Genomic DNA, 17,807 nt, shown 5'->3' on the forward strand with positions numbered 1-17,807 from the left:
CATGTTAAGTAGAACTGCCTCGGATTTGTACTGGATGTCGCGCTACCTGGAGCGAGCGGAAAACCTCGCGCGGATGCTCGACGGGAGTTACTCGCTGTCGCTGATGCCGCAGGACGGCCGTGGCGATGGCCTGCACGAAATGGCCATGCCGCTGTTGATCACCGGCACCCTGGATGACTACCTGGAGCGCCATGGCGACCTGCACGCCGAACGGCTGCTGCACTTCTTCGCCCTGGACGCCGAGAACCCGGCCAGCATCTACAGCTGCCTGCGCGCCGCGCGGGCCAGCGCCCATGCGGTACGTGGGCGGATTACCGCCGACATGTGGGAAAACATCAACGCCACCTGGCTGGAGATCCGCGGCATCGCCGACCAGGGCCTGGGCAACTACGGCATGAGCCGTTTCTGCGAATGGATCAAGGAGCGTTCGCACCTGTTCCGGGGCGCGTCCTACGGCACCATCATGCGCAACGATGCGTTCCGCTTCATTCGCCTGGGGACCTTTATCGAACGGGCCGACAACACCCTGCGCCTGCTCGACGCCCGCTATGACATGGCCGGCGACCAGGCCGATGCCGTCAGCGACCACACCGCCCATGCGTATTACCAGTGGAGCGCCTTGCTGCGGGCCCTGTCGTCGTTCGAGGCCTACACCGAGATCTACCGCGACGCCCCCGGTGCGCGCCAGGTGGCCGAGTTGCTGCTGCTGCGCGCCGATGTGCCGCGTTCGCTGCGGGCCTGCACGGAAGAAATCGACCAGATCCTCGCCAGCCTACCCGGCACCAACGGCCGGCCGGCGCAACGCCTGGCGGCCGAGATGGACGCGCGACTGCGCTATACCGGTATCGATGAAATCCTCGAAGAAGGCCTGCACGCCTGGCTGACCGAGTTCATTCCTCTGGTTGCCGAACTGGGCAACGCCATCCACAGTTCCTACCTGGAGGCTGCATGAGACTTTCCATTAGCCACGAGACCACCTATCACTACGCCGACCAGGTGCGGGCGAGCATCCAGTACCTGCGGCTGACCCCCCATGACAGCGAGCGCCAGCATGTGCTCAGCTGGCAGTTGAACCTGCCGCGCCCGGTGCGCGCGCAGCTCGATCCGTTCGGCAATATCCTCCATGTGCTGACCCTCGACGAGCCCCACGAAGCGATCATCATCGGTGCGCGTGGACAGGTCGATATCGACGAGCAGCGCGAGGCCGAGCACGAGAGCCAGTCGGCCCTGCCGTTCCTGCGCATGACCCGCCTGACCGAATCGGATGACGCGCTGCGCGGCTTCGCCGACCGGCAATGCCGCAAGCGCCGCGACCGTTCGGCGCTGATCGACCTGATGCAGGCGCTGAACCAGCACATGACCTATACGCCGGGCGTGACCGAGGTCGACACCAGCGCGGCCCAGGCTTTCGCCAAGCGTGCCGGGGTGTGCCAGGACCATACCCATGCGTTTCTGGCGTGCGCCCGCAGCCTGGGGATTCCGGCGCGGTACGTGTCGGGGTACCTGTACAGTGAAAACAGCGAGCACCTGTCCAGCCACGCCTGGGCGGAAGCCTGGCTGGACGATGCCTGGTACAGTTTCGACGTGACCAACCAGCTGGCCAGGCCGGAACGGCACCTGAAGCTGGCCGTGGGCCTGGATTACCTGGACGCCTGTCCGGTGCGCGGCATGCGCCGTGGCGGCGGTTTCGAGCAGATGCACGCCAAGGTGCTGGTGTCGCCGACACCGGTGTTGTCGGTACAGCAGCAGTAACCACGCCATACCGATCATTCCCACGCTCCGCGTGGGAATGATCGTCTATTGCGCGGGCACCTTGCGCTTGGCCATATGCTTTAGATAGCTCACCAGCAGATCCAATTCGCCGTCCGGTAGCACGGCCGGGGCGAACGCCGGCATCTTCGCCTGCGGCCAGTGGCGCAGGCCCTGTGGGTCGCGGATATAGCGCTTGAGAAAACCCTCGGCGAAGTATTCCGTCGGACTGTACGGCACGTTCAGGTCCGGACCGACCTGCGCATCTCCCGCGCCATTGAGCTTATGGCATGCCAGGCAGTTCTTCTGGAACAGCGCAAAGCCCTTGTTCACCGGATCGTTGGCCGCCAGTTTCGGATCGGGCAACAGCGCCGGGAAACGTTCCGCCACCGACGTCAGGCGCTTGATACTGGCGACCTGGAAAGGCCATTGCTCGGGGCTGATATGGCCGGCCTGCGGATGGGTCCACACCAGGTAGAACGGTCCGGCGCCGGGCTTGCCCTCCGCCAGCGGCGGCCAGGGTCTGGCCGGGTCTTCCACCGCCAGCCACGCTTGCGCGCCTTTCTGGTTGAGCAGGGGCCCGGCGCTCAGCTCGGCGGCGAAACCGTCCAGCGCCACCGCCTGCAGGTGATCGTCGGCCTTGATGCCGTCCAGCAGCGCCGCGACCGGTACAGCGCGATAGGTCATCTGGCGTTTGTAGGAAACATCGTCATCGATGGTGATGGTCTGGGCCTGGGGATGGGCCAGCAACGCCTCGGTTTCCCAGGTGCGGCTGCCGGAACCGAGGTCGAGGGTCAGTTGGGCGGCGTGCAGCGGAGCGCACAGCGGGACGATGCTCAGAAGGAAAGTGCTCAGCAGGGTCAATCGTTTCATGCGTTGGCTTTATTCCGTGGGAACGGCGGTAGGGGTGGCCTGGTCGGCGATATCGTCATCATTGTCGAAGGCCCAGGTCGGGGTGTCCTCGACGTGGTCGAACAGCGCATCGCGCAATTCGCTGTAGTTACCACCGTTCACGATACCGAAATACCCGCGTTTGACCAGCGTGTCCTCGGCTTCCAGGGCGTGCTGGTCGGTGTCGCTGTAGATGACCACGGTGGCATTGGGGTCGAGTACGACCTGGCGCAACTGATAGGCCAGGCCTTCGGCGCTGATGCCGGTGCCGTCTTCCAGGGTCAGGTCGACTTGCAGGGAGTTGTGGATATTGCCGGCGGCGAAGTCGCTGTTATTGCGCAGATCGAGGATCAGGGCGCCGTCGCGGATCTCGTCCACCGCCCGGTTTACATCGATGATGCCCGCGCGGACGGAGAAACTGCCGAGCAATGTGGTTGCGACGGCTGCGGCGGCGATCCAGTGGCGCATGAACCTGTCTCCATCAAGTCATGGCTCAAGATTGGCACACAAAAACGCACCTCGACAGGGAATCGGGATGAGAATTTGTGGTGATGTTGAAAAAACGCCACAGCGTCTAGCCGATCACTTTGGTGAGGTTCGGCAGAATAAGCAGAAGCGTGGTGGCGAATACGATCAAACCGGCCTGGCGGACTTTCGAGTGCTTGAACATGGCTGACTGCCTTTTGTTGTTATTCCTGAAGACGACTGCTCAATAACCGTGTGGGATACCCCGGCAAAACCCGGCGGCAACTCCTACAGGGATAACCTTAGAGCCCGCGTCACACTTGTCTTAGAACCATTTCATATGGAAGCCGGCGAAATTATTTTTAAAAAGGCATGAGGCATATGGCCAGCTGGCTAGCGGGCCGTTTGCTAGACACGTGCGTCCACTAAAACGGTTAAGCGCTTAGCACACTACCGTTCGTCCGAGCGTGAGGGTCAAGGCCGGTGAGCGCTTCGGTCATTGAATCCTGGAGAGCGGAGCCTAAGGTGGGAACAGGGCTTTTTTCCTACCAGAGCGGTTCGAGGACGTCATGACAGAGGCTTTGATATTCGATGCGGTGCGCACGCCCCGGGGCAAAGGCAAGGCCGATGGCGCCTTGTACAGCGTCAAGCCGGTGAACCTGCTGGCCGGGCTGCTGACGGCGCTGCAGCAACGCCAGGGGCTCGATACCCGTGAAGTGGACGATATCGTGCTCGGCTGCGTGACGCCGGTGGGCGACCAGGGCGCCGATATCGCCAAGACCGCCGCGCTGGTGGCGGACTGGGATGTCAGTGTCGCCGGGGTGCAGATCAACCGGTTCTGTGCCTCGGGCCTGGAGGCGGTGAACCTGGGGGCGATGAAGATCCGCTCGGGCTTCGAGGACCTGGTGGTGGTCGGCGGCGTCGAGTCCATGTCGCGGGTGCCGATGGGCAGCGACGGCGGCGCCTGGGTACTCGATCCGCAAACCAACATGCACAGCCATTTCACCCCGCAGGGCATCGGTGCGGACCTGATTGCCACGCTGGAAGGCTTCAGTCGCCAGGATGTCGACCGCTTTGCCCTGCAATCGCAGCAGAAGGCCGCACGGGCCCGGGCGGCCGGGGCATTTCGCAAGTCGCTGGTACCGGTGGCGGATCAGAACGGCATTGTCCTGCTGGACCATGACGAGTTCATTCGGGCCGATTCGACCCTCGAAGGCCTGGGCAAGCTCAAGCCGAGTTTCGAAATGATCGGCCAGTTGGGCTTCGACGCCACGGCCTTGCGGGTCTACAGCCATGTCGAGCGCATCCACCATGTACATACCCCTGGCAACAGTTCCGGCATCGTCGACGGCGCGGCACTGATGCTGCTCGGCTCTGAAGCCAAGGGCCGCGAACTGGGCCTGCGGCCACGGGCGCGGATCGTCGCCACCGCCGTGACCAGCACCGATCCGACCATCATGCTCACCGGGCCGGCCCCGGCGACGCGCAAGGCCCTGGCCAGGGCCGGCCTGCGGATCGAGGACATCGATCTGTTCGAAGTCAACGAAGCCTTTGCCTCGGTGGTGCTGAAGTTCATTCGGGACATGGCCATCGATCCGGACAAGGTCAATGTCAATGGCGGCGCCATCGCCATGGGCCATCCCCTCGGCGCCACCGGCTGCGCGATTCTCGGCACCTTGCTCGACGAGCTCGAGGTCCGGCAGTTGCGCTATGGCCTGGCAACCTTGTGTGTCGGTGGCGGCATGGGTATCGCCACCGTTATCGAACGCCTTTGAACCGATCGGGAAACCTGCCATGACTGATGCCATTCGTTACGAAAAGGGTGCTGACCGGATCGTCGTCCTGACCCTGGACATGCCCGGCCAGACGGCCAACACCATGAACGCGACGTACCGCGAGGCCATGGCCGCCTGCGTGGCGCGCCTGCAGGCCGAGCGCGATGAACTGGCCGGTGTGATCATCACCTCGGCCAAGCCGACCTTCTTTGCCGGCGGCGACCTCAACGAACTGATCAAGGTCACGCCGGCGCAGGCACAAGGCTTCCACGACGGCGTGCTCGAACTGAAGGCCCAGTTGCGCGCCCTGGAAACCCTGGAGCGGCCCGTAGTCGCGGCGATCAACGGTGCCGCGCTGGGCGGTGGCTGGGAGATCTGCCTGGCCTGCCAGCATCGCATCGCCCTCGATCACCCGGCCGTGCAACTGGGCTTGCCGGAAGTGACCCTCGGCCTGCTGCCGGGCGGTGGCGGGGTGGTGCGCATGGTGCGCCTGCTCGGGCTGGAAAAGGCCCTGCCGTACCTGCTCGAAGGCAAGAAGGTCTCGGCGCGACAAGCCCTGCAGGCCGGCCTGATCGGCGAGTTGGCGAGCGATACCGGGGACATGCTGGACAAGGCCCGGGCCTGGATCGCCGGGCATCCGACGGCCAGGCAACCCTGGGATCTGCCGGGTTATCGCTTGCCGGGCGGCACGCCGGCCGATCCCAAGGTGGCGCAGATGCTCGCCATCGCCCCGTCGATCCTGCGCGCCAAGACCCAGGGCTGCTTCCCGGCGCCGGAGAAAATCCTCTGTGCGGCGGTGGAGGGAGCGCAGGTCGATTTCGCCACCGCGCACCTGATCGAGACCCGCTACTTCACCGAGCTGACCACCGGCCAAGTGGCGAAGAACATGATCGGCACCTTCTGGTTCCAGCTCAACGAGATCAACGCCGGCGGTTCGCGGCCCAAGGGCTTCGCGCCGTACACCACGCGCAAGGTCGGCGTGCTCGGCGCCGGCATGATGGGGGCCGGCATCGCCCATGTCAGCGCCGTGGCCGGGATCGAAGTGGTGCTCAAGGACATCAGCCTCGCCGCCGCCGAGAAGGGCAAGGCCCACTCGGCGGCGTTGCTGGAGCAGAAGATCGCCCGTGGTCAACTGACTGCCGAGCAGCGTGACGCCATCCTCGCGCGTATCCAGCCGACCGAGCAGGACAGCGACCTGACCGGCTGCGACCTGATCATCGAAGCGGTGTTCGAAGACCGTGATCTCAAGGCCAGGGTCTCGGCCGCTGCGCAGCGTATCGTCGGCGCCGCCGCGGTGATTGCCTCCAACACCTCGACCCTGCCCATCACCGGCCTGGCCACGGCGGTGCCGCAACAGGACAGATTTATCGGCCTGCACTTCTTCAGCCCGGTGGAGAAGATGCAACTGGTGGAAATCATCCGGGGTGCGCGGACCAGCGACGAAACCCTGGCCCGTGGCTTCGACTTTGTCCTGCAGATCCGCAAGACGCCCATCGTGGTCAACGACAGCCGTGGCTTTTTCACTTCGCGGGTTTTCGGCACCTTCACCAACGAAGGCATCGCCATGCTTGGTGAAGGCATCTCGGCGCCAATGATCGAAACCGAGGCGCGCAAGGCTGGCATGCCGGTGGGGCCGCTGGCGATTGCCGACGAAGTGTCGCTGAGCCTGATGAGTCATATCCGCCAGCAGACCGCCAGGGACCTGCAAGCCGAAGGCAAGGCCATGCCGCGGCATCCGGCGTTTGCGGTGATCGACCTGTTGCTGGAATACAAGCGTCCGGGCAAGGCCGCCGGCGCTGGCTTCTACGACTACCCGGCGGGGGCACCGAAACACGTGTGGCCGGAGTTGAAGAGCCGCTTCGAGCAATCCGGGCGGCAGATTTCGCCCCAGGATGTGCGCGACCGCCTGCTTTTCGTGCAGGCTCTGGAAACCGTGCGCTGCCTGGAGGAGGGCGTCTTGCAGTCGACGGCGGATGCCAATATCGGCTCGATCTTCGGCATCGGCTTTGCCGCCTGGAGTGGCGGGGCCCTGCAGTTCATCAACCAGTACGGCCTGGCGGACTTTATCGCCCGTGCCCGTTACCTGGCCGAGCAGTACGGCGAACGTTTCGCGCCGCCGGCGCTGCTGCTGGACAAGGCGGCCAGGGGCGAACGGTTCTGAGCGGCCGGGACTGGGCTTGATCCTGGCCGGGCCTGTTCTTCTCTGAATCAGGCCTGACAATGGCGCGTTCTGTGCTTGCCTTGAAAGGCCGTTTCAAGGCAGGCTCAGGCCTCACTCTTTGTCTTTTGTGCCAGGTACTTTTATGTCGTTACGCATCTGCATTCTGGAAACCGATGTCCTGCGTCCGGAACTGGTCGATCAATATCAGGGCTACGGGCAGATGTTCGAGCGTCTGTTCTCCCGTCAGCCGATTGCCGCCGAGTTCAGTGTCTACAACGTGATGCAGGGCGACTACCCGAGTGACGAGCTGACCTTCGATGCCTACCTGGTGACCGGCAGCAAGGCTGATTCCTTCGGCAGCGACCCGTGGATCCAGACCCTCAAGACCTATTTGCTCGATCGTTACCAGCGCGGCGACAAGCTGCTGGGCATCTGCTTCGGCCACCAACTGCTGGCGCTGCTGCTGGGCGGCAAGACCGAGCGTGCCAGCCAGGGCTGGGGCGTCGGCACCCACCAGTACAAGATGGCCGCCAAGGCGCCGTGGATGAGCCCGGTGATGGAAGAGCTGACGCTGCTGATCAGCCACCAGGACCAGGTCACCGAACTGCCGGAAAACGCCACCGTGATCGCCAGCAGCGATTTCTGTCCGTATGCCGCCTATCACATCAACGACCAGGTGCTGTGCTTCCAGGGGCACCCGGAGTTTATCCACGACTATTCGCGGGCCCTGCTGGACATTCGCCAGCAGAACCTCGGCGAGCAGATCTATTCCAAGGGGATCGCCAGCCTGGAACACGACCACCACGGCACCACGGTGGCGGAGTGGATGATGCGTTTCGTCGCCCACAAGCCGCAGGCCACTTCCGCCTGACAACGGCTACCTGATCGTTCCCACGCTCCGCGTGGGAATGCCTCGCTGGACGCTCCGCGGGTGACGCGGAGCGTCACGGGCTGCATGCCCACGCAGAGCGTGGGAACGATCTGCGATCGATTACAGCCAGCCGGATTTCTTGAAGCTGGCCCACAAGCCCGTGCATCCCACGGCGATAAATCCCAGCACGGCAAAATAGCCGTAATGCCAGCTCAGCTCCGGCATGTTCTGGAAGTTCATCCCGTAGATCCCCGCCACCGCTGTCGGAAACGCCAGGATCGCCGCCCAGGCGGCAAACTTGCGCTGCACGATGCTCTGCCGGGCTGCCTCCAGCAGCACGCCGATCTCGATGGTCTGGCTGGCGATATCGCGCAGGGTCGAGAGGTCTTCCATCTGCCGCGTCACATGGATCTGCACGTCACGGAAATACGGACGCATGTTCTTGTCGATAAACGGGAAGTCCAGGCGCGAGACTTCCTCGCTGATCTCCACCATGGGCGCCACGTAGCGACGCAGGCGCAACACGTCCCGGCGCAGGTGGTGGATGCGCTGGATATCGCCTTCGTTCAGCGAACTGCTGAGCACGTTCCTTTCCAGCTCGTCGATTTCGGCATGGATGGCCTCACTGACCGGCTGATAGCTTTCGGTGACGAAGTCCAGCAGGGCGTAGAGCACGAAGTCCTCGCCATGCTCCAGCAGCAGCGGGCGCGCCTCGCAGCGCTGGCGGACGTGGGCGTAGGACTTCGAGTGGCCGTTGCGGCAGGTGATGATGTAGCCATTGCCGGCAAAGATATGGGTCTCGATGAACTCCAGCTTGCCCTCATGGCGAATCGGCGAATAGGTGACGATAAACAGCGCATCGCCGAAGGTTTCCAGCTTCGGCCGGCTGTGTTTTTCCAGGGCGTCCTCAATGGCCAGTTCATGCAGGTTGAACTGTTTCTGCAGGTTGGCGAGTTCCTGGGCATTGGGTTCTTCGAGACCGATCCAGACAAAGTGATCGGGTTTCGCCGCCCAGGCGGCGCCCTCGTCGAGGGTGATATTGGTGACCTTTCTACCGGCACTGTAAACCGCCGCGGCAACGACTCTACCCATAATGCTGATCTTCTTCTTTTAAAAGGGGAAAGACAGGCTGCAGCTTAGCCTGCCCAGGCTCTTCAGAGTCGGCAAAGCAGCGGGAGTTCGTGGAAAAACCGCAACTTTCATGTTGCGGCGCGCGGCTCCCCGGGGCGGGAGCCGTGGTGGTCCGGGCCAGCGCGAGCGGGCGCTCGATCAGGCCGCCTGCAACTGCCGATCCATCGCGGCGATACAGTCGCGCATCTGTTCCCGGCACTGGGCGATCAGCATCGGCATATCGTCCAGCGTCAGCCCGGCGGTGGGGATCGCCGGCAGCGAGCGGATCATCACCTTGCCGCCGTGCCAGCGGTTCAGGCGCATATGCCGGATATAGCTGCTGACACACACCGGCACGATGGGCACGCCGGCGGCGATTGCCATCTGGAAGGCGCCTTTCTTGAACGGCAACAGGTCTTCGCCAAGATTGCGGGTGCCTTCGGGAAAGACCCAGATCGAGGTGTCCTTGTGTTGCAGGGTCTCGGTGGTGGTCAGCATCGACTGGCGCGCCTTGAAGGCATTGCCGCGATCGATCAGCACATTGCCCGCCAGCCAGAACAACTGGCCGAACAGCGGCACCCACTTCAGGCTTTTCTTGCCGATGCACACGGTGCGGCGTGGCACCACGTTGCCGAACACGAACAGATCATAGTTGGACTGGTGGTTGGCGATGATCACGCAGCTTTGTGGCTTGTCCATCAATGGCCCGACCTCGGCCTTGACCCGCAGGCGCAGGATGCACATGGCCGGCCAGGCATACAGGCGGGCACACAGCCGGCTGTTATCCGGATTGAACGGGCGGCACAGCCCGAGCACCACGCCGATCACGCCGGCGACGATAAAATGCAGCCCCATCAATAACATACGCAACAGAAACAGCATCGAACGGGCCCGCCAGGACAAAAGGTGGCGCAGTGTACGGATGTGCACTGTTTTCGGCAATTAGTCCGATAGAGGCCGGAGATGGGCGATGTTTTAGCGCATGTTTCGCGCTACGGCGTCAGGCGCGGTCTAGAGCGGTTGCAGCGGGTACGAACGTACCTGTAGGAAAAAGCCCGACTTGAAGTCGGGCTGTTCCACAGGCGATGGCGGGGAGGATCAGCCCATATGGTCCTGATCGAGAATGATCGCGTGATCCAGGGTTTCCAGCAGCGCCTTGCGCACTTTCAGCTTGGTGTTCTTGTGGGCGTTCATATTGATCTTCTTCAACTGCCGGGCGGCGTTCAGGGCAGCTTCCTGCAGGGCTTCCGGCGCCACCACCTTGTCGAGGAAACCGGCGGCCACGGCGTCCTGCGGGTTGAACATCTCGCCGTTGATCACCGAGCGGTGAAAGGCGGCGCGGCCGAGGCGGTCGCGGGCGATCTCGATCCCGGCGTGGTGCATGGTCATGCCGATCTGCACTTCATTCAGGCCGATGCTGAACGGCCCGTCGACGCCGATGCGGTAGTCGGCCGACAGCAGCAGGAAGGCGCCCTTGGCCACGGCATGGCCGGGGCAGGCGACGATCACCGGGAACGGGTGGGACAACAGGCGACGGGCGAGGGTGGAACCGGCGGTCACCAGGCTGACGGCTTCCTTGGGGCCGGCGGTCATCACTTTCAGATCGTAGCCGCCGGAGAGGATGCCGGGCTGGCCGGTGATGATCACCACCGCGCGGTCGCTGGTGGCCTGGTCCAGGGCGGTGTTGAAGGCGGCAATCACGTCCGGGGAAATGGCATTGACCTTGCCATTGCTCAAGGTCAGGGTCGCGATACCGTCTTCGAGATGGTAGGAGATCAATTCACTCATGACGTAATTCCTTATAAAGAAGTGGCACAGACGTTACCCAGCCGCACGGGTGAGGTAAAGCGCCGTGACTGACTGGTGAGTCAGGCTTTTGCCGCCGCGACCGTGGCTGCGGGCTTTGCCAGCTGCCTGCGCTGCCTTTAGGCAAGGCGTTGGGCCGGGCCGGAGATTGGCGGGTTTGCCCTGACGGGTGGGCGGGGCGATGGCGCCAGGTCGGCTACCCGACTTAAGCGCATGAAAATTCTGAAAAAAACCTTTGCCATTGGAAAAGCTTTCGACTACATTAGCGCGCCTCGACAGACTGAATCGGTTTGACGAGATACGGTGAAGTGTCCGAGTGGCTTAAGGAGCACGCCTGGAAAGTGTGTATACAGGAAACTGTATCGAGAGTTCGAATCTCTCCTTCACCGCCACATTCTGCAAACACAAACCCCTGATTTTCCTAGAGAAAGTCGGGGGTTTGTGGTTTTTGGTGTCCAAAAAGTAGCCTCATGGGACCATTATGGGATTTGCGCTCTATTTTGGTGCGAAAATCTTAGGCAAGTCGACTGCGTACCTGGGTCTGGCGAAACAGCTCCAAAGACTCGTGATCAGCCATTTAGAGCCGGGCGGACGCTTGTCGGGTCAGTTCGGCGTTCGTAGGACCAGGAATTGAACCAGTACAATTAGCCAGTAGAGAAATGTGCTGGCCCCTAACAAGAGCAACATTCGAACGATATTGATTCTAAGGGGAGACATCTGACCAACCCATGAGAGTTGGACATTTTTCGCCATGCACTCCGCGCTCCGAACCTGCAGAAGCGCCGGTGAGTCAGTGTTGACGGACATTATTTCAACTCCAATTTCCTCCTTCGGAGATAGATTCTCAAAAATCAAAGTATGTCGCCCATCCTGATCCGTCTTATGTTCGTAGGTGCGTATGGGCCAGAGATTTATGTAATGTGGCTTCCAGTTGAAGACTAACTCTATCTTGTTAGCCGTCTCTCGCCCGACATTGATTACCTTTATCGAAGCTGTGCATACCCGCTGGCTGGGACTTAGAATTTCTCCTTCTGAGTCTCTGAGGGGCTCCTGAATCCAAAAGTGGAATGAATGAGGACTGGCCCAAACGAGCTTCGCTCTAGCTTTAAACCCGGAGTTAAGTAGCCAGGTCAAAAGCGGAACGACAAGTGAAACGATCTCCTTTCCATAAGCGCTTAAAAAATTCATTTTTTCTCCATGGTTAAGTTCTAAATTTCGCCAAATTTGGTTTTTAGTAGACCGTATTTTTGAAGGTCTGCGAATATGATAGCTCCATCAGGCGCTTCTCTCTTTCTATGGGGCGAATCGAATAAAATTCTGTTCAATCACCAGAGCAAGAGTATTCTATTTTTTACGGCTGGCGCTTTCTGGCGAGAAAAACTCGTATCATTTTGCGTTACCAATAACACCGCTCATGTAAAAAAGACTCCTGCACTGACATCAGGTGTGAGGGCCTTTTTTGTGGGCTCGGCAGCCGAACCTCCCTGCGACTGGTATGGCGCACCGTTATCCCTACTCCATGGGCAAGGTTTTCGCAGAAGTCGTTGAGGTTGATGGCGATCACGGTCGGATCGCTGCTGTGGTTGACCACGGGGCTTCGTTGAGATTCGAGGTGGTCGTACACCTCCTAAAAGTCGGCAACGGTCGTATGGTCAGAGCTGATCGAGACTTGGCGTTCGATGGGCATCTGGATGATCTGATGCAGGGTAGTGGCGATCTGTGGTGGACTCAATTTCAGGACCAGACCCCCCCAGGCTGTCCAGCAGGGCGAGTAACTGAGCGTGGTTCTTGCTGATCCGTTCAACGCGGATGTACTTGCACAGGTCATAACCACAGCCTCTGAATCTGTGCATGTCGACCTGCAAACAGTCCTGGCCGAGATCGGCATCAAGACCGGGCTGTGTTTCAGGGGCCTGCCGCTGCCGGCGCCCATGGGCGGGCAAGAGGCGGGTATGTTCGGCTTTCCGGAGGAAGGCACCACTGTCGGGATCAGCTTCGCCTACGGCCTACCGCACAAACCCGTTATTACTCAGATTCCGCCGCAGGCCTGAGTCTGCCCCGGGTGCCGAAGGGCGATCAGGTGTGGCAGCACAGCGAGGCTTGCCAGCAGCGCGTGACGCTGACGGCAACTGCTGCGCCAGACCGACAGCAAGATCCAGGACAAGAAGGTGATCGAGCGAGAGGTAGATGTCTTGGAGAACACCGAGCGCTTCCAGAGCCACATCAGGACGGTCGACGACTACTCAGCCGAGTCCGTAGGTGGCATCAAGAAGATTGAGGCGCTGGGCGCCATGAAGTTACTTTCTGGCGGCTCCGCGAGCCTGGCGGCCGTGGATGATCTGCACCAGGCCACCGGCCGGGATCTCAACCTAGTGGTGGGACAGAAGCACAATGTCAGGGTGGGCGGCGATATGCAGGAAAGGATTCAGGGCTTACGTTTAAGCGTTGCGGGTTTGAGCAAGCAGTTGCAGACGCCGAAGAATTGGATCGGGTCTGGAACTGTAAATCTGTTCCAAGTAGTGTGCGGTATCCTCGATTTGCTGCATAAGATGAACACGCAACTTGCTGCCCACACTCACTTGCCTGGACCAGCACCTAGCTCCACCGATGCAACCGCATTCAGAAATCAAGCGATTGCAGCGACGAATCTTTACACGAGAATAAAGTAAATCACGATGTAGAAATGCTAACTCTCTACGAGTCCGTTTAAAATAAGTGTCATTTTTTATTTTGATAGTGTATAAAAAATACCTGATGGCCTAAGAAGGATGTGTACGTGGAAATGTTTATGGATAAAAAAATAAATCTAAATAAGGATTATGAGTTTAGGGTGTCTGTTGAAGGTTCTGTTGGCAGCTTCTCGGCAGTTTTAAAACTGTCCCAAAATGCAATTAGTATAAGGATTAGTGGCGATCAAGTAGGTCTGCGCATGTGGGGTGATGCTAAGTGGGAGCTAGAATCATTAGAGTGTGCTGGAAATGGTTGGAATTACCTTTTGTTTGACCTGCATTGTGCGAAAAGCGGAAGCTATATCGTCGGTGAAATGCCCGGTAATGCTATACATTTTGAGATTGAATACACAGCAAAATATGCAGTAATAAGCCGGCAGGCAGTTCTAGATATGGATTTTCGTAGTATTCATCTGTATTCGCCTAGTCTTGCTAAATGGGTGGGTTACACTGAGAAGCAACAGGAAATAATTGAAGATCAGGTGAGTGGGTCGAGAGTCGGGCTTGTTTCAAATTTTGATAATTTTGATACGACTGAATTTTGTATTGATGATGAGGATGGAGGTCAGATAGCCCTAAATTACAACATAAAAGCTAATGCGTCTCCGTTCGAGTTTGAGGTTGGAATCCGTTTCCCACTTTCTTTCTGTGTATTTAAAAACTGTCAAATAAATCCTGTGGATACTCTGGCTCTGTATCAAAAGTGCTACTCGCTATTAAGCCTTCTTCATGGGCAAGAGTTGGTTATGGATCGAATCGAGCTGTGGGAAGATGACGCGAAAAATGGTGAGGCATTTATTTATTATCCAAAGCCCGCACCTACTTCGAATGATTATACGTCATACAGTTGGTATCCACTAGGTCACAAGTTGCGCTTTAATGATTTAGGCTTGTCACCCTTTCCGCTTGAATCAATAAGTAAGTATTTCTCAGAAAGCTACGAGTTTTCAGAGAAGTGGGCGAAGTATTTAAAATACAGAAGAATGAGTAGTGTTGAAGAAAGGTTTCTAGGGTATTTTAGGTTGCTTGAGTCGCTAACTAAGAAAACGAAGTCATTTTTGGATCCTGATCTTTTGAGTGTACAAGTTGAACGGGTTGAGAAGTTGATGATAAAGATTTTTGGTTGCAGGAAGGAAGTTAAAAGCTTTCTTCGAGGTGTAGGTCGGTACAATGAGACTAAATATAATACCGAAAAGTGCATGATTGATTTTTATAAAAAGCTCCCAGTTAAGGTGGTAGGCGGTTGGCGCCTAAAGCAAGAATCTATTAAATCGATCTGTAAGCTACGAAATGATATCAGTCATGCGAATGATTATTTTGAAACTGATGATGAGATCCTTGCTAAATGTACATTTGTTGAATCTCTTTTGATGGTTTCTTTGCTTGAAACTGTTGGTGTATCTATCTCAAGTTCTTCAAGCTTGATATTTAGAATGCCGGGTGCTCACAACCTAAATGAGTAATGGGTTGAAATTAAACTATAGCAGAGAAGATCTACTTGGAATACCTGTCTTCTCTTTGTCAGGGGGGAATGCCACGGATTACAAGGGGCGCGCTCAGGAAACCGTGGGTTTCGAACGGTGTTTGTTTTCTGGATATCTCGATAAAAGTGAGCTATTTGAGTGTTCCTGGAACGGTATCAACTTGGCTGAAGAGCTCGACGTATCAGGTTTTCCGCCGATACAGCCCATTGCACTGGTTGACCTGCGATGGCTGCAGCCCTTGTATTCCTTGAGGGAAGGTGCAGGAAAGCGGCTACGGGCGGTTTTCGAGTCTTTCCCTTATCATCACATTCCTAAAATATAATTTATTGATTTTATTGTAAAAAATATTGATTTTGTGATTTTTGGCGTATGGAAAACAGGGACGTTGGGATACGGAGGTACCTTGGCCTGTATTAGCCTAGTGGCGTATGCCCCATTTGCTCTACTCTCAGGTCACCATTGGTCAGGCGGTAGTCGCCGAGTATGGAAGACGCGCAGCACTTGTAGACGACCGTTACGAATACGGTATGGAATCAGATAAGGCAGGTCGGGAAGAGGCCATTCTCGTGTTCCTGGAATTCGTCCTTCACGGCCCATAGCGGGAAACTGCGCTAGCCGCTGGACGCTGGCGCGCACCTCAAGCATGAAGGCCTGAGCTGCTTGTGGATTGTCTTGCGCGATATAGGCAGCTGCGTCATCCAGATTCCTGAGTGCGGTTTTCAGCCATTCAACGCGCATCGGCACCCCATTTCCGGAAGGTGGCTTCAACTTCCTCGTCCGTGGCGAAGTCTCCCGCATCAGCCTCTTCTATAGCGCGCTGAATTTCGGCGATTTGCCAGGCTTCACGGGCCAGGTAGTCCCGTAGGGCATCGATGGCGAGGAAGGATTTACTACGGCCAGTAGCTTTTGCCAGGTTGGCGAGGGTCTCAGCCATCTCGTCGGGGAGACGTAGGGACATAACGGACATGGGAACCTCAATGTAGTGGTGTGTAGTACAAAATACTACACCGTCATGCGCGGTAGTGCGTTAGCGATCTGTCGCGAATCATGTCCAAATCTGATTTTAATGAGGCGCGGATCCCCAACGGCGCGTGTGAGGTGGCCGTACCACTACCTTTCATGCAGTGATACGGCTTTCACCTGCCGGAATGATCAACTCGATGATTGAACCGAAGCCTGTTCCACCGGTTGCATCAGCACCGGCATATCCCGCCATTTTACCCAGGGCTCGTTCTGCCAATGCAGCAGGCTGACCGAACGCCCTGCCCACTGCAACGAGCTGAGGGCAGGGCCTTGCTCTGCTGCGGCGGTTGAAAGGTTGCGCAACGTGGGAATGACTTCATGAGTCAGCCATCGCCGCAAATGCTGGTTTTCAGGAATGTGGTGATAAACCATCAGTGCGTACACCCCCGACTCGCTGATCATCAGGGTTTTCTGGATCTTCGCGTGGTAGTTCAACAGGAGCAAACGGTGCTGGTCACTGTCGAGCTTGCGGGTAAGACGTTCGTCCAGATGCAGTCCCATCAGGCGACCCAGGTCGAGCGCGCTGAACCAGGCTTGTGACTCAAGCATCAGGGCATGGAGGAAACGATTGTGACGGGGGAATCGGGTTGGTTCGAAGTGTTCGGTCATATTGAGGTGTCCGCCTAGTTGAGTAAGTGGGTCGCCTCGTATTCACAGGACGCCAATCCTGTATCGCTGATGTGCAGCGATGACTGAACCTTACTGCGGGATGCGCGGTTGGGCAAGAGGGAAGAAGAGCCAAGTCCAGGAAGCGACTGGCCAGGGATGAGGCCTTTGAGCCTTGCGGTGCCTGTCCGGGCGTCATCGCCAGCAAGCCGGCTCCTACAAGTCGTGTTTCATCGCAAAGCATCATTGCGCCGCTTCCGATCAGGGGGCATTCCGATGATCCAGGTTCTGATACCCACTATCACATTCGGGATGCGGCCAGTTTTCCTCGGAAAGCCAGGGTCTGTGGTTTCTGGGTACAAATTTTTTGTCTGGTGTGGTGGCTGTCTTGTGCTAGAGAAATAATTTCTCTAGGGACTTCATGTATGGCGATAGCTGCACAGCGAAAAAAACTGGCAAAGCAAAATCTATCCTGACGACCATGCGCCACCGCATTTTCATGTGCAGACGCCTGATGGTGAGTCGTTGGTGTTGATAGACGGGCTGAATGTGTTGGGACATGGCGCGGACACCAAGGCATTGAAAGCCGCTTTGTCATGGGCCAGAACCCATACCGCCGAGCTTTGGCGTGTATGGCACGAGCAAAATCGGAGAGCCTGAAGTGACCAGTAAACTTCGTATCGAGACTGTACAAGCTGTTGCCGGTAAGCAGGCCTTGATTATCGATTGGAGCAATGGAAAACGTTATTCCGTTGACCTGTCAGAACATATTCGTGCGTTTCCCGTGCTGGAGCCCCTGGAAGATTTGGCTCTGTTCGAAAAGGTAGCCGTGGGGGAATGGGGCTTTGATGTGAGCTGGGGCGACGATCTCGAAATAGCCGCCACTACGTTGTATCGCCTGGCGCTTGAGCAGGCGGGGGAGGTCATGCGCACCCGGGATTTCAAGCGCTGGCTCGTGAACAACAATCTGTCGTTGTCTGCGGCGGCGGTGGAGCTTGGGTTTACCCGGCGAACCATTACAGCCTATAGCAGTGGCGCCGCGTTGATTCCAAAACATGTGGGGCTCGCCTGCAGGGGCTGGGAGTATGAACACAAGCTTCAGGGGCTGCAGTCTTCTGTCCCGGCGCTGTGAACTTC

The 17,807-nt window shown here is 58.2% G+C and carries 15 protein-coding genes, 1 tRNA gene and 1 pseudogene; 9 read left to right on the top strand and 8 right to left on the bottom strand.

The genetic code is table 11. The features are described 5' to 3' along the window. The first annotated feature begins 1 nt into the window (after position 1). Together KI243_RS09035 and KI243_RS09040 are read left to right on the top strand one after the other, a co-directional pair. Positions 2 to 952 carry an alpha-E domain-containing protein gene (locus KI243_RS09035; RefSeq protein WP_042934473.1) on the top strand — a complete coding sequence of 317 codons (951 nt, stop codon included), beginning with the start codon at positions 2 to 4 and terminating at the stop codon, positions 950 to 952. Beyond that, complete coding sequence (locus tag KI243_RS09040) at positions 949 to 1,752, top strand: transglutaminase family protein (RefSeq protein WP_212810703.1); 804 nt, start codon at positions 949 to 951, stop codon at positions 1,750 to 1,752. Before KI243_RS09035 ends, KI243_RS09040 begins: the two co-directional genes overlap by 4 nt. Positions 1,753 to 1,797: 45 nt before the next feature. Here KI243_RS09040 and KI243_RS09045 read toward each other — a convergent pair whose 3' ends face one another. After that, on the bottom strand, positions 1,798 to 2,622 hold the full coding sequence (locus tag KI243_RS09045; RefSeq protein ID WP_212810704.1) for a cytochrome c: 825 nt from the start codon (positions 2,620 to 2,622) through the stop codon (positions 1,798 to 1,800). A gap of 9 nt (positions 2,623 to 2,631) precedes the next feature. Then, entirely contained in the window at positions 2,632 to 3,108 is a 477-nt protein-coding gene (locus KI243_RS09050; protein WP_212810705.1) for a rhodanese-like domain-containing protein, read from the bottom strand. A 566-nt stretch (positions 3,109 to 3,674) separates the two neighbouring features. On the opposite strand from KI243_RS09050, the gene KI243_RS09055 reads away from it, so the two are divergent. The 3 genes from KI243_RS09055 to KI243_RS09065 all read left to right on the top strand — a co-directional run bounded on the left by KI243_RS09055 (position 3,675) and on the right by KI243_RS09065 (position 7,912). After that, positions 3,675 to 4,880: an acetyl-CoA C-acetyltransferase gene (locus KI243_RS09055; protein WP_042934474.1), complete on the top strand. Its 1,206-nt coding sequence runs from the start codon at positions 3,675 to 3,677 to the stop codon at positions 4,878 to 4,880. A gap of 19 nt (positions 4,881 to 4,899) precedes the next feature. Continuing rightward, positions 4,900 to 7,041, top strand: coding sequence for a 3-hydroxyacyl-CoA dehydrogenase NAD-binding domain-containing protein (locus KI243_RS09060; RefSeq protein ID WP_212810706.1), 2,142 nt, complete (start codon positions 4,900 to 4,902; stop codon positions 7,039 to 7,041). Positions 7,042 to 7,183: 142 nt separating this feature from the next. Then, positions 7,184 to 7,912, top strand: a complete 729-nt coding sequence (locus KI243_RS09065; RefSeq protein WP_017123935.1) for an amidotransferase — start codon at positions 7,184 to 7,186, stop codon at positions 7,910 to 7,912. A gap of 120 nt (positions 7,913 to 8,032) precedes the next feature. On the opposite strand, the gene KI243_RS09070 is transcribed toward KI243_RS09065, so the two are convergent. The 3 genes from KI243_RS09070 to KI243_RS09080 form a co-directional block, all read right to left on the bottom strand. Beyond that, positions 8,033 to 9,004 (bottom strand): magnesium and cobalt transport protein CorA, encoded by a 972-nt coding sequence (locus tag KI243_RS09070; protein ID WP_103033038.1) that lies wholly within the window; start codon positions 9,002 to 9,004, stop codon positions 8,033 to 8,035. A 177-nt stretch (positions 9,005 to 9,181) separates the two neighbouring features. After that, entirely contained in the window at positions 9,182 to 9,904 is a 723-nt protein-coding gene (locus KI243_RS09075) for a 1-acylglycerol-3-phosphate O-acyltransferase (RefSeq protein ID WP_177085061.1), read from the bottom strand. A gap of 216 nt (positions 9,905 to 10,120) precedes the next feature. Further along, complete coding sequence (locus tag KI243_RS09080; protein WP_103033039.1) at positions 10,121 to 10,810, bottom strand: crotonase/enoyl-CoA hydratase family protein; 690 nt, start codon at positions 10,808 to 10,810, stop codon at positions 10,121 to 10,123. A gap of 320 nt (positions 10,811 to 11,130) precedes the next feature. Here KI243_RS09080 and KI243_RS09085 point away from each other — a divergent pair. From KI243_RS09085 to KI243_RS09095, 3 genes and pseudogenes are all read left to right on the top strand, one after another. Further along, positions 11,131 to 11,220, top strand: a tRNA-Ser gene (locus tag KI243_RS09085). 1,518 nt (positions 11,221 to 12,738) lie between these two features. Next, a pseudogene (locus KI243_RS09090) lies at positions 12,739 to 13,497 on the top strand (hypothetical protein); the annotation flags it as partial. 113 nt (positions 13,498 to 13,610) lie between these two features. After that, complete coding sequence (locus KI243_RS09095; protein ID WP_244861886.1) at positions 13,611 to 15,020, top strand: HEPN domain-containing protein; 1,410 nt, start codon at positions 13,611 to 13,613, stop codon at positions 15,018 to 15,020. 474 nt (positions 15,021 to 15,494) lie between these two features. Here the strand turns inward: KI243_RS09095 and KI243_RS09100 are convergent, their stop codons facing one another. The 3 genes from KI243_RS09100 to KI243_RS09110 all read right to left on the bottom strand — a co-directional run bounded on the left by KI243_RS09100 (position 15,495) and on the right by KI243_RS09110 (position 16,673). Beyond that, positions 15,495 to 15,779, bottom strand: a complete 285-nt coding sequence (locus tag KI243_RS09100) for a type II toxin-antitoxin system RelE/ParE family toxin (RefSeq protein WP_178991782.1) — start codon at positions 15,777 to 15,779, stop codon at positions 15,495 to 15,497. Next, positions 15,769 to 16,008, bottom strand: a complete 240-nt coding sequence (locus KI243_RS09105) for a ribbon-helix-helix protein, CopG family (RefSeq protein WP_177057445.1) — start codon at positions 16,006 to 16,008, stop codon at positions 15,769 to 15,771. The genes KI243_RS09100 and KI243_RS09105 overlap by 11 nt, the downstream gene beginning before the upstream one ends. Positions 16,009 to 16,193: 185 nt before the next feature. Beyond that, positions 16,194 to 16,673, bottom strand: a complete 480-nt coding sequence (locus KI243_RS09110; protein WP_212810708.1) for a Bro-N domain-containing protein — start codon at positions 16,671 to 16,673, stop codon at positions 16,194 to 16,196. 658 nt (positions 16,674 to 17,331) lie between these two features. Here KI243_RS09110 and KI243_RS09120 point away from each other — a divergent pair. Then, positions 17,332 to 17,802: a DUF2442 domain-containing protein gene (locus KI243_RS09120; RefSeq protein WP_212810710.1), complete on the top strand. Its 471-nt coding sequence runs from the start codon at positions 17,332 to 17,334 to the stop codon at positions 17,800 to 17,802. Positions 17,803 to 17,807: the final 5 nt, after the last annotated feature.

Source organism: Pseudomonas sp. Ost2 (assembly GCF_018326065.1).
GTDB lineage: Bacteria > Pseudomonadota > Gammaproteobacteria > Pseudomonadales > Pseudomonadaceae > Aquipseudomonas > Aquipseudomonas gingeri.

Coding starts and splice junctions, on each gene's coding strand:
- KI243_RS09035 (WP_042934473.1), top strand. CDS start 2: ATGTTAAGTAGAACTGCCTCGGATTTGTACTGGATGTCGCGCTACCTG.
- KI243_RS09040 (WP_212810703.1), top strand. CDS start 949: ATGAGACTTTCCATTAGCCACGAGACCACCTATCACTACGCCGACCAG.
- KI243_RS09045 (WP_212810704.1), bottom strand. CDS start 2,622: ATGAAACGATTGACCCTGCTGAGCACTTTCCTTCTGAGCATCGTCCCG.
- KI243_RS09050 (WP_212810705.1), bottom strand. CDS start 3,108: ATGCGCCACTGGATCGCCGCCGCAGCCGTCGCAACCACATTGCTCGGC.
- KI243_RS09055 (WP_042934474.1), top strand. CDS start 3,675: ATGACAGAGGCTTTGATATTCGATGCGGTGCGCACGCCCCGGGGCAAA.
- KI243_RS09060 (WP_212810706.1), top strand. CDS start 4,900: ATGACTGATGCCATTCGTTACGAAAAGGGTGCTGACCGGATCGTCGTC.
- KI243_RS09065 (WP_017123935.1), top strand. CDS start 7,184: ATGTCGTTACGCATCTGCATTCTGGAAACCGATGTCCTGCGTCCGGAA.
- KI243_RS09070 (WP_103033038.1), bottom strand. CDS start 9,004: ATGGGTAGAGTCGTTGCCGCGGCGGTTTACAGTGCCGGTAGAAAGGTC.
- KI243_RS09075 (WP_177085061.1), bottom strand. CDS start 9,904: ATGCTGTTTCTGTTGCGTATGTTATTGATGGGGCTGCATTTTATCGTC.
- KI243_RS09080 (WP_103033039.1), bottom strand. CDS start 10,810: ATGAGTGAATTGATCTCCTACCATCTCGAAGACGGTATCGCGACCCTG.
- KI243_RS09095 (WP_244861886.1), top strand. CDS start 13,611: ATGTTTATGGATAAAAAAATAAATCTAAATAAGGATTATGAGTTTAGG.
- KI243_RS09100 (WP_178991782.1), bottom strand. CDS start 15,779: ATGCGCGTTGAATGGCTGAAAACCGCACTCAGGAATCTGGATGACGCA.
- KI243_RS09105 (WP_177057445.1), bottom strand. CDS start 16,008: ATGTCCGTTATGTCCCTACGTCTCCCCGACGAGATGGCTGAGACCCTC.
- KI243_RS09110 (WP_212810708.1), bottom strand. CDS start 16,673: ATGACCGAACACTTCGAACCAACCCGATTCCCCCGTCACAATCGTTTC.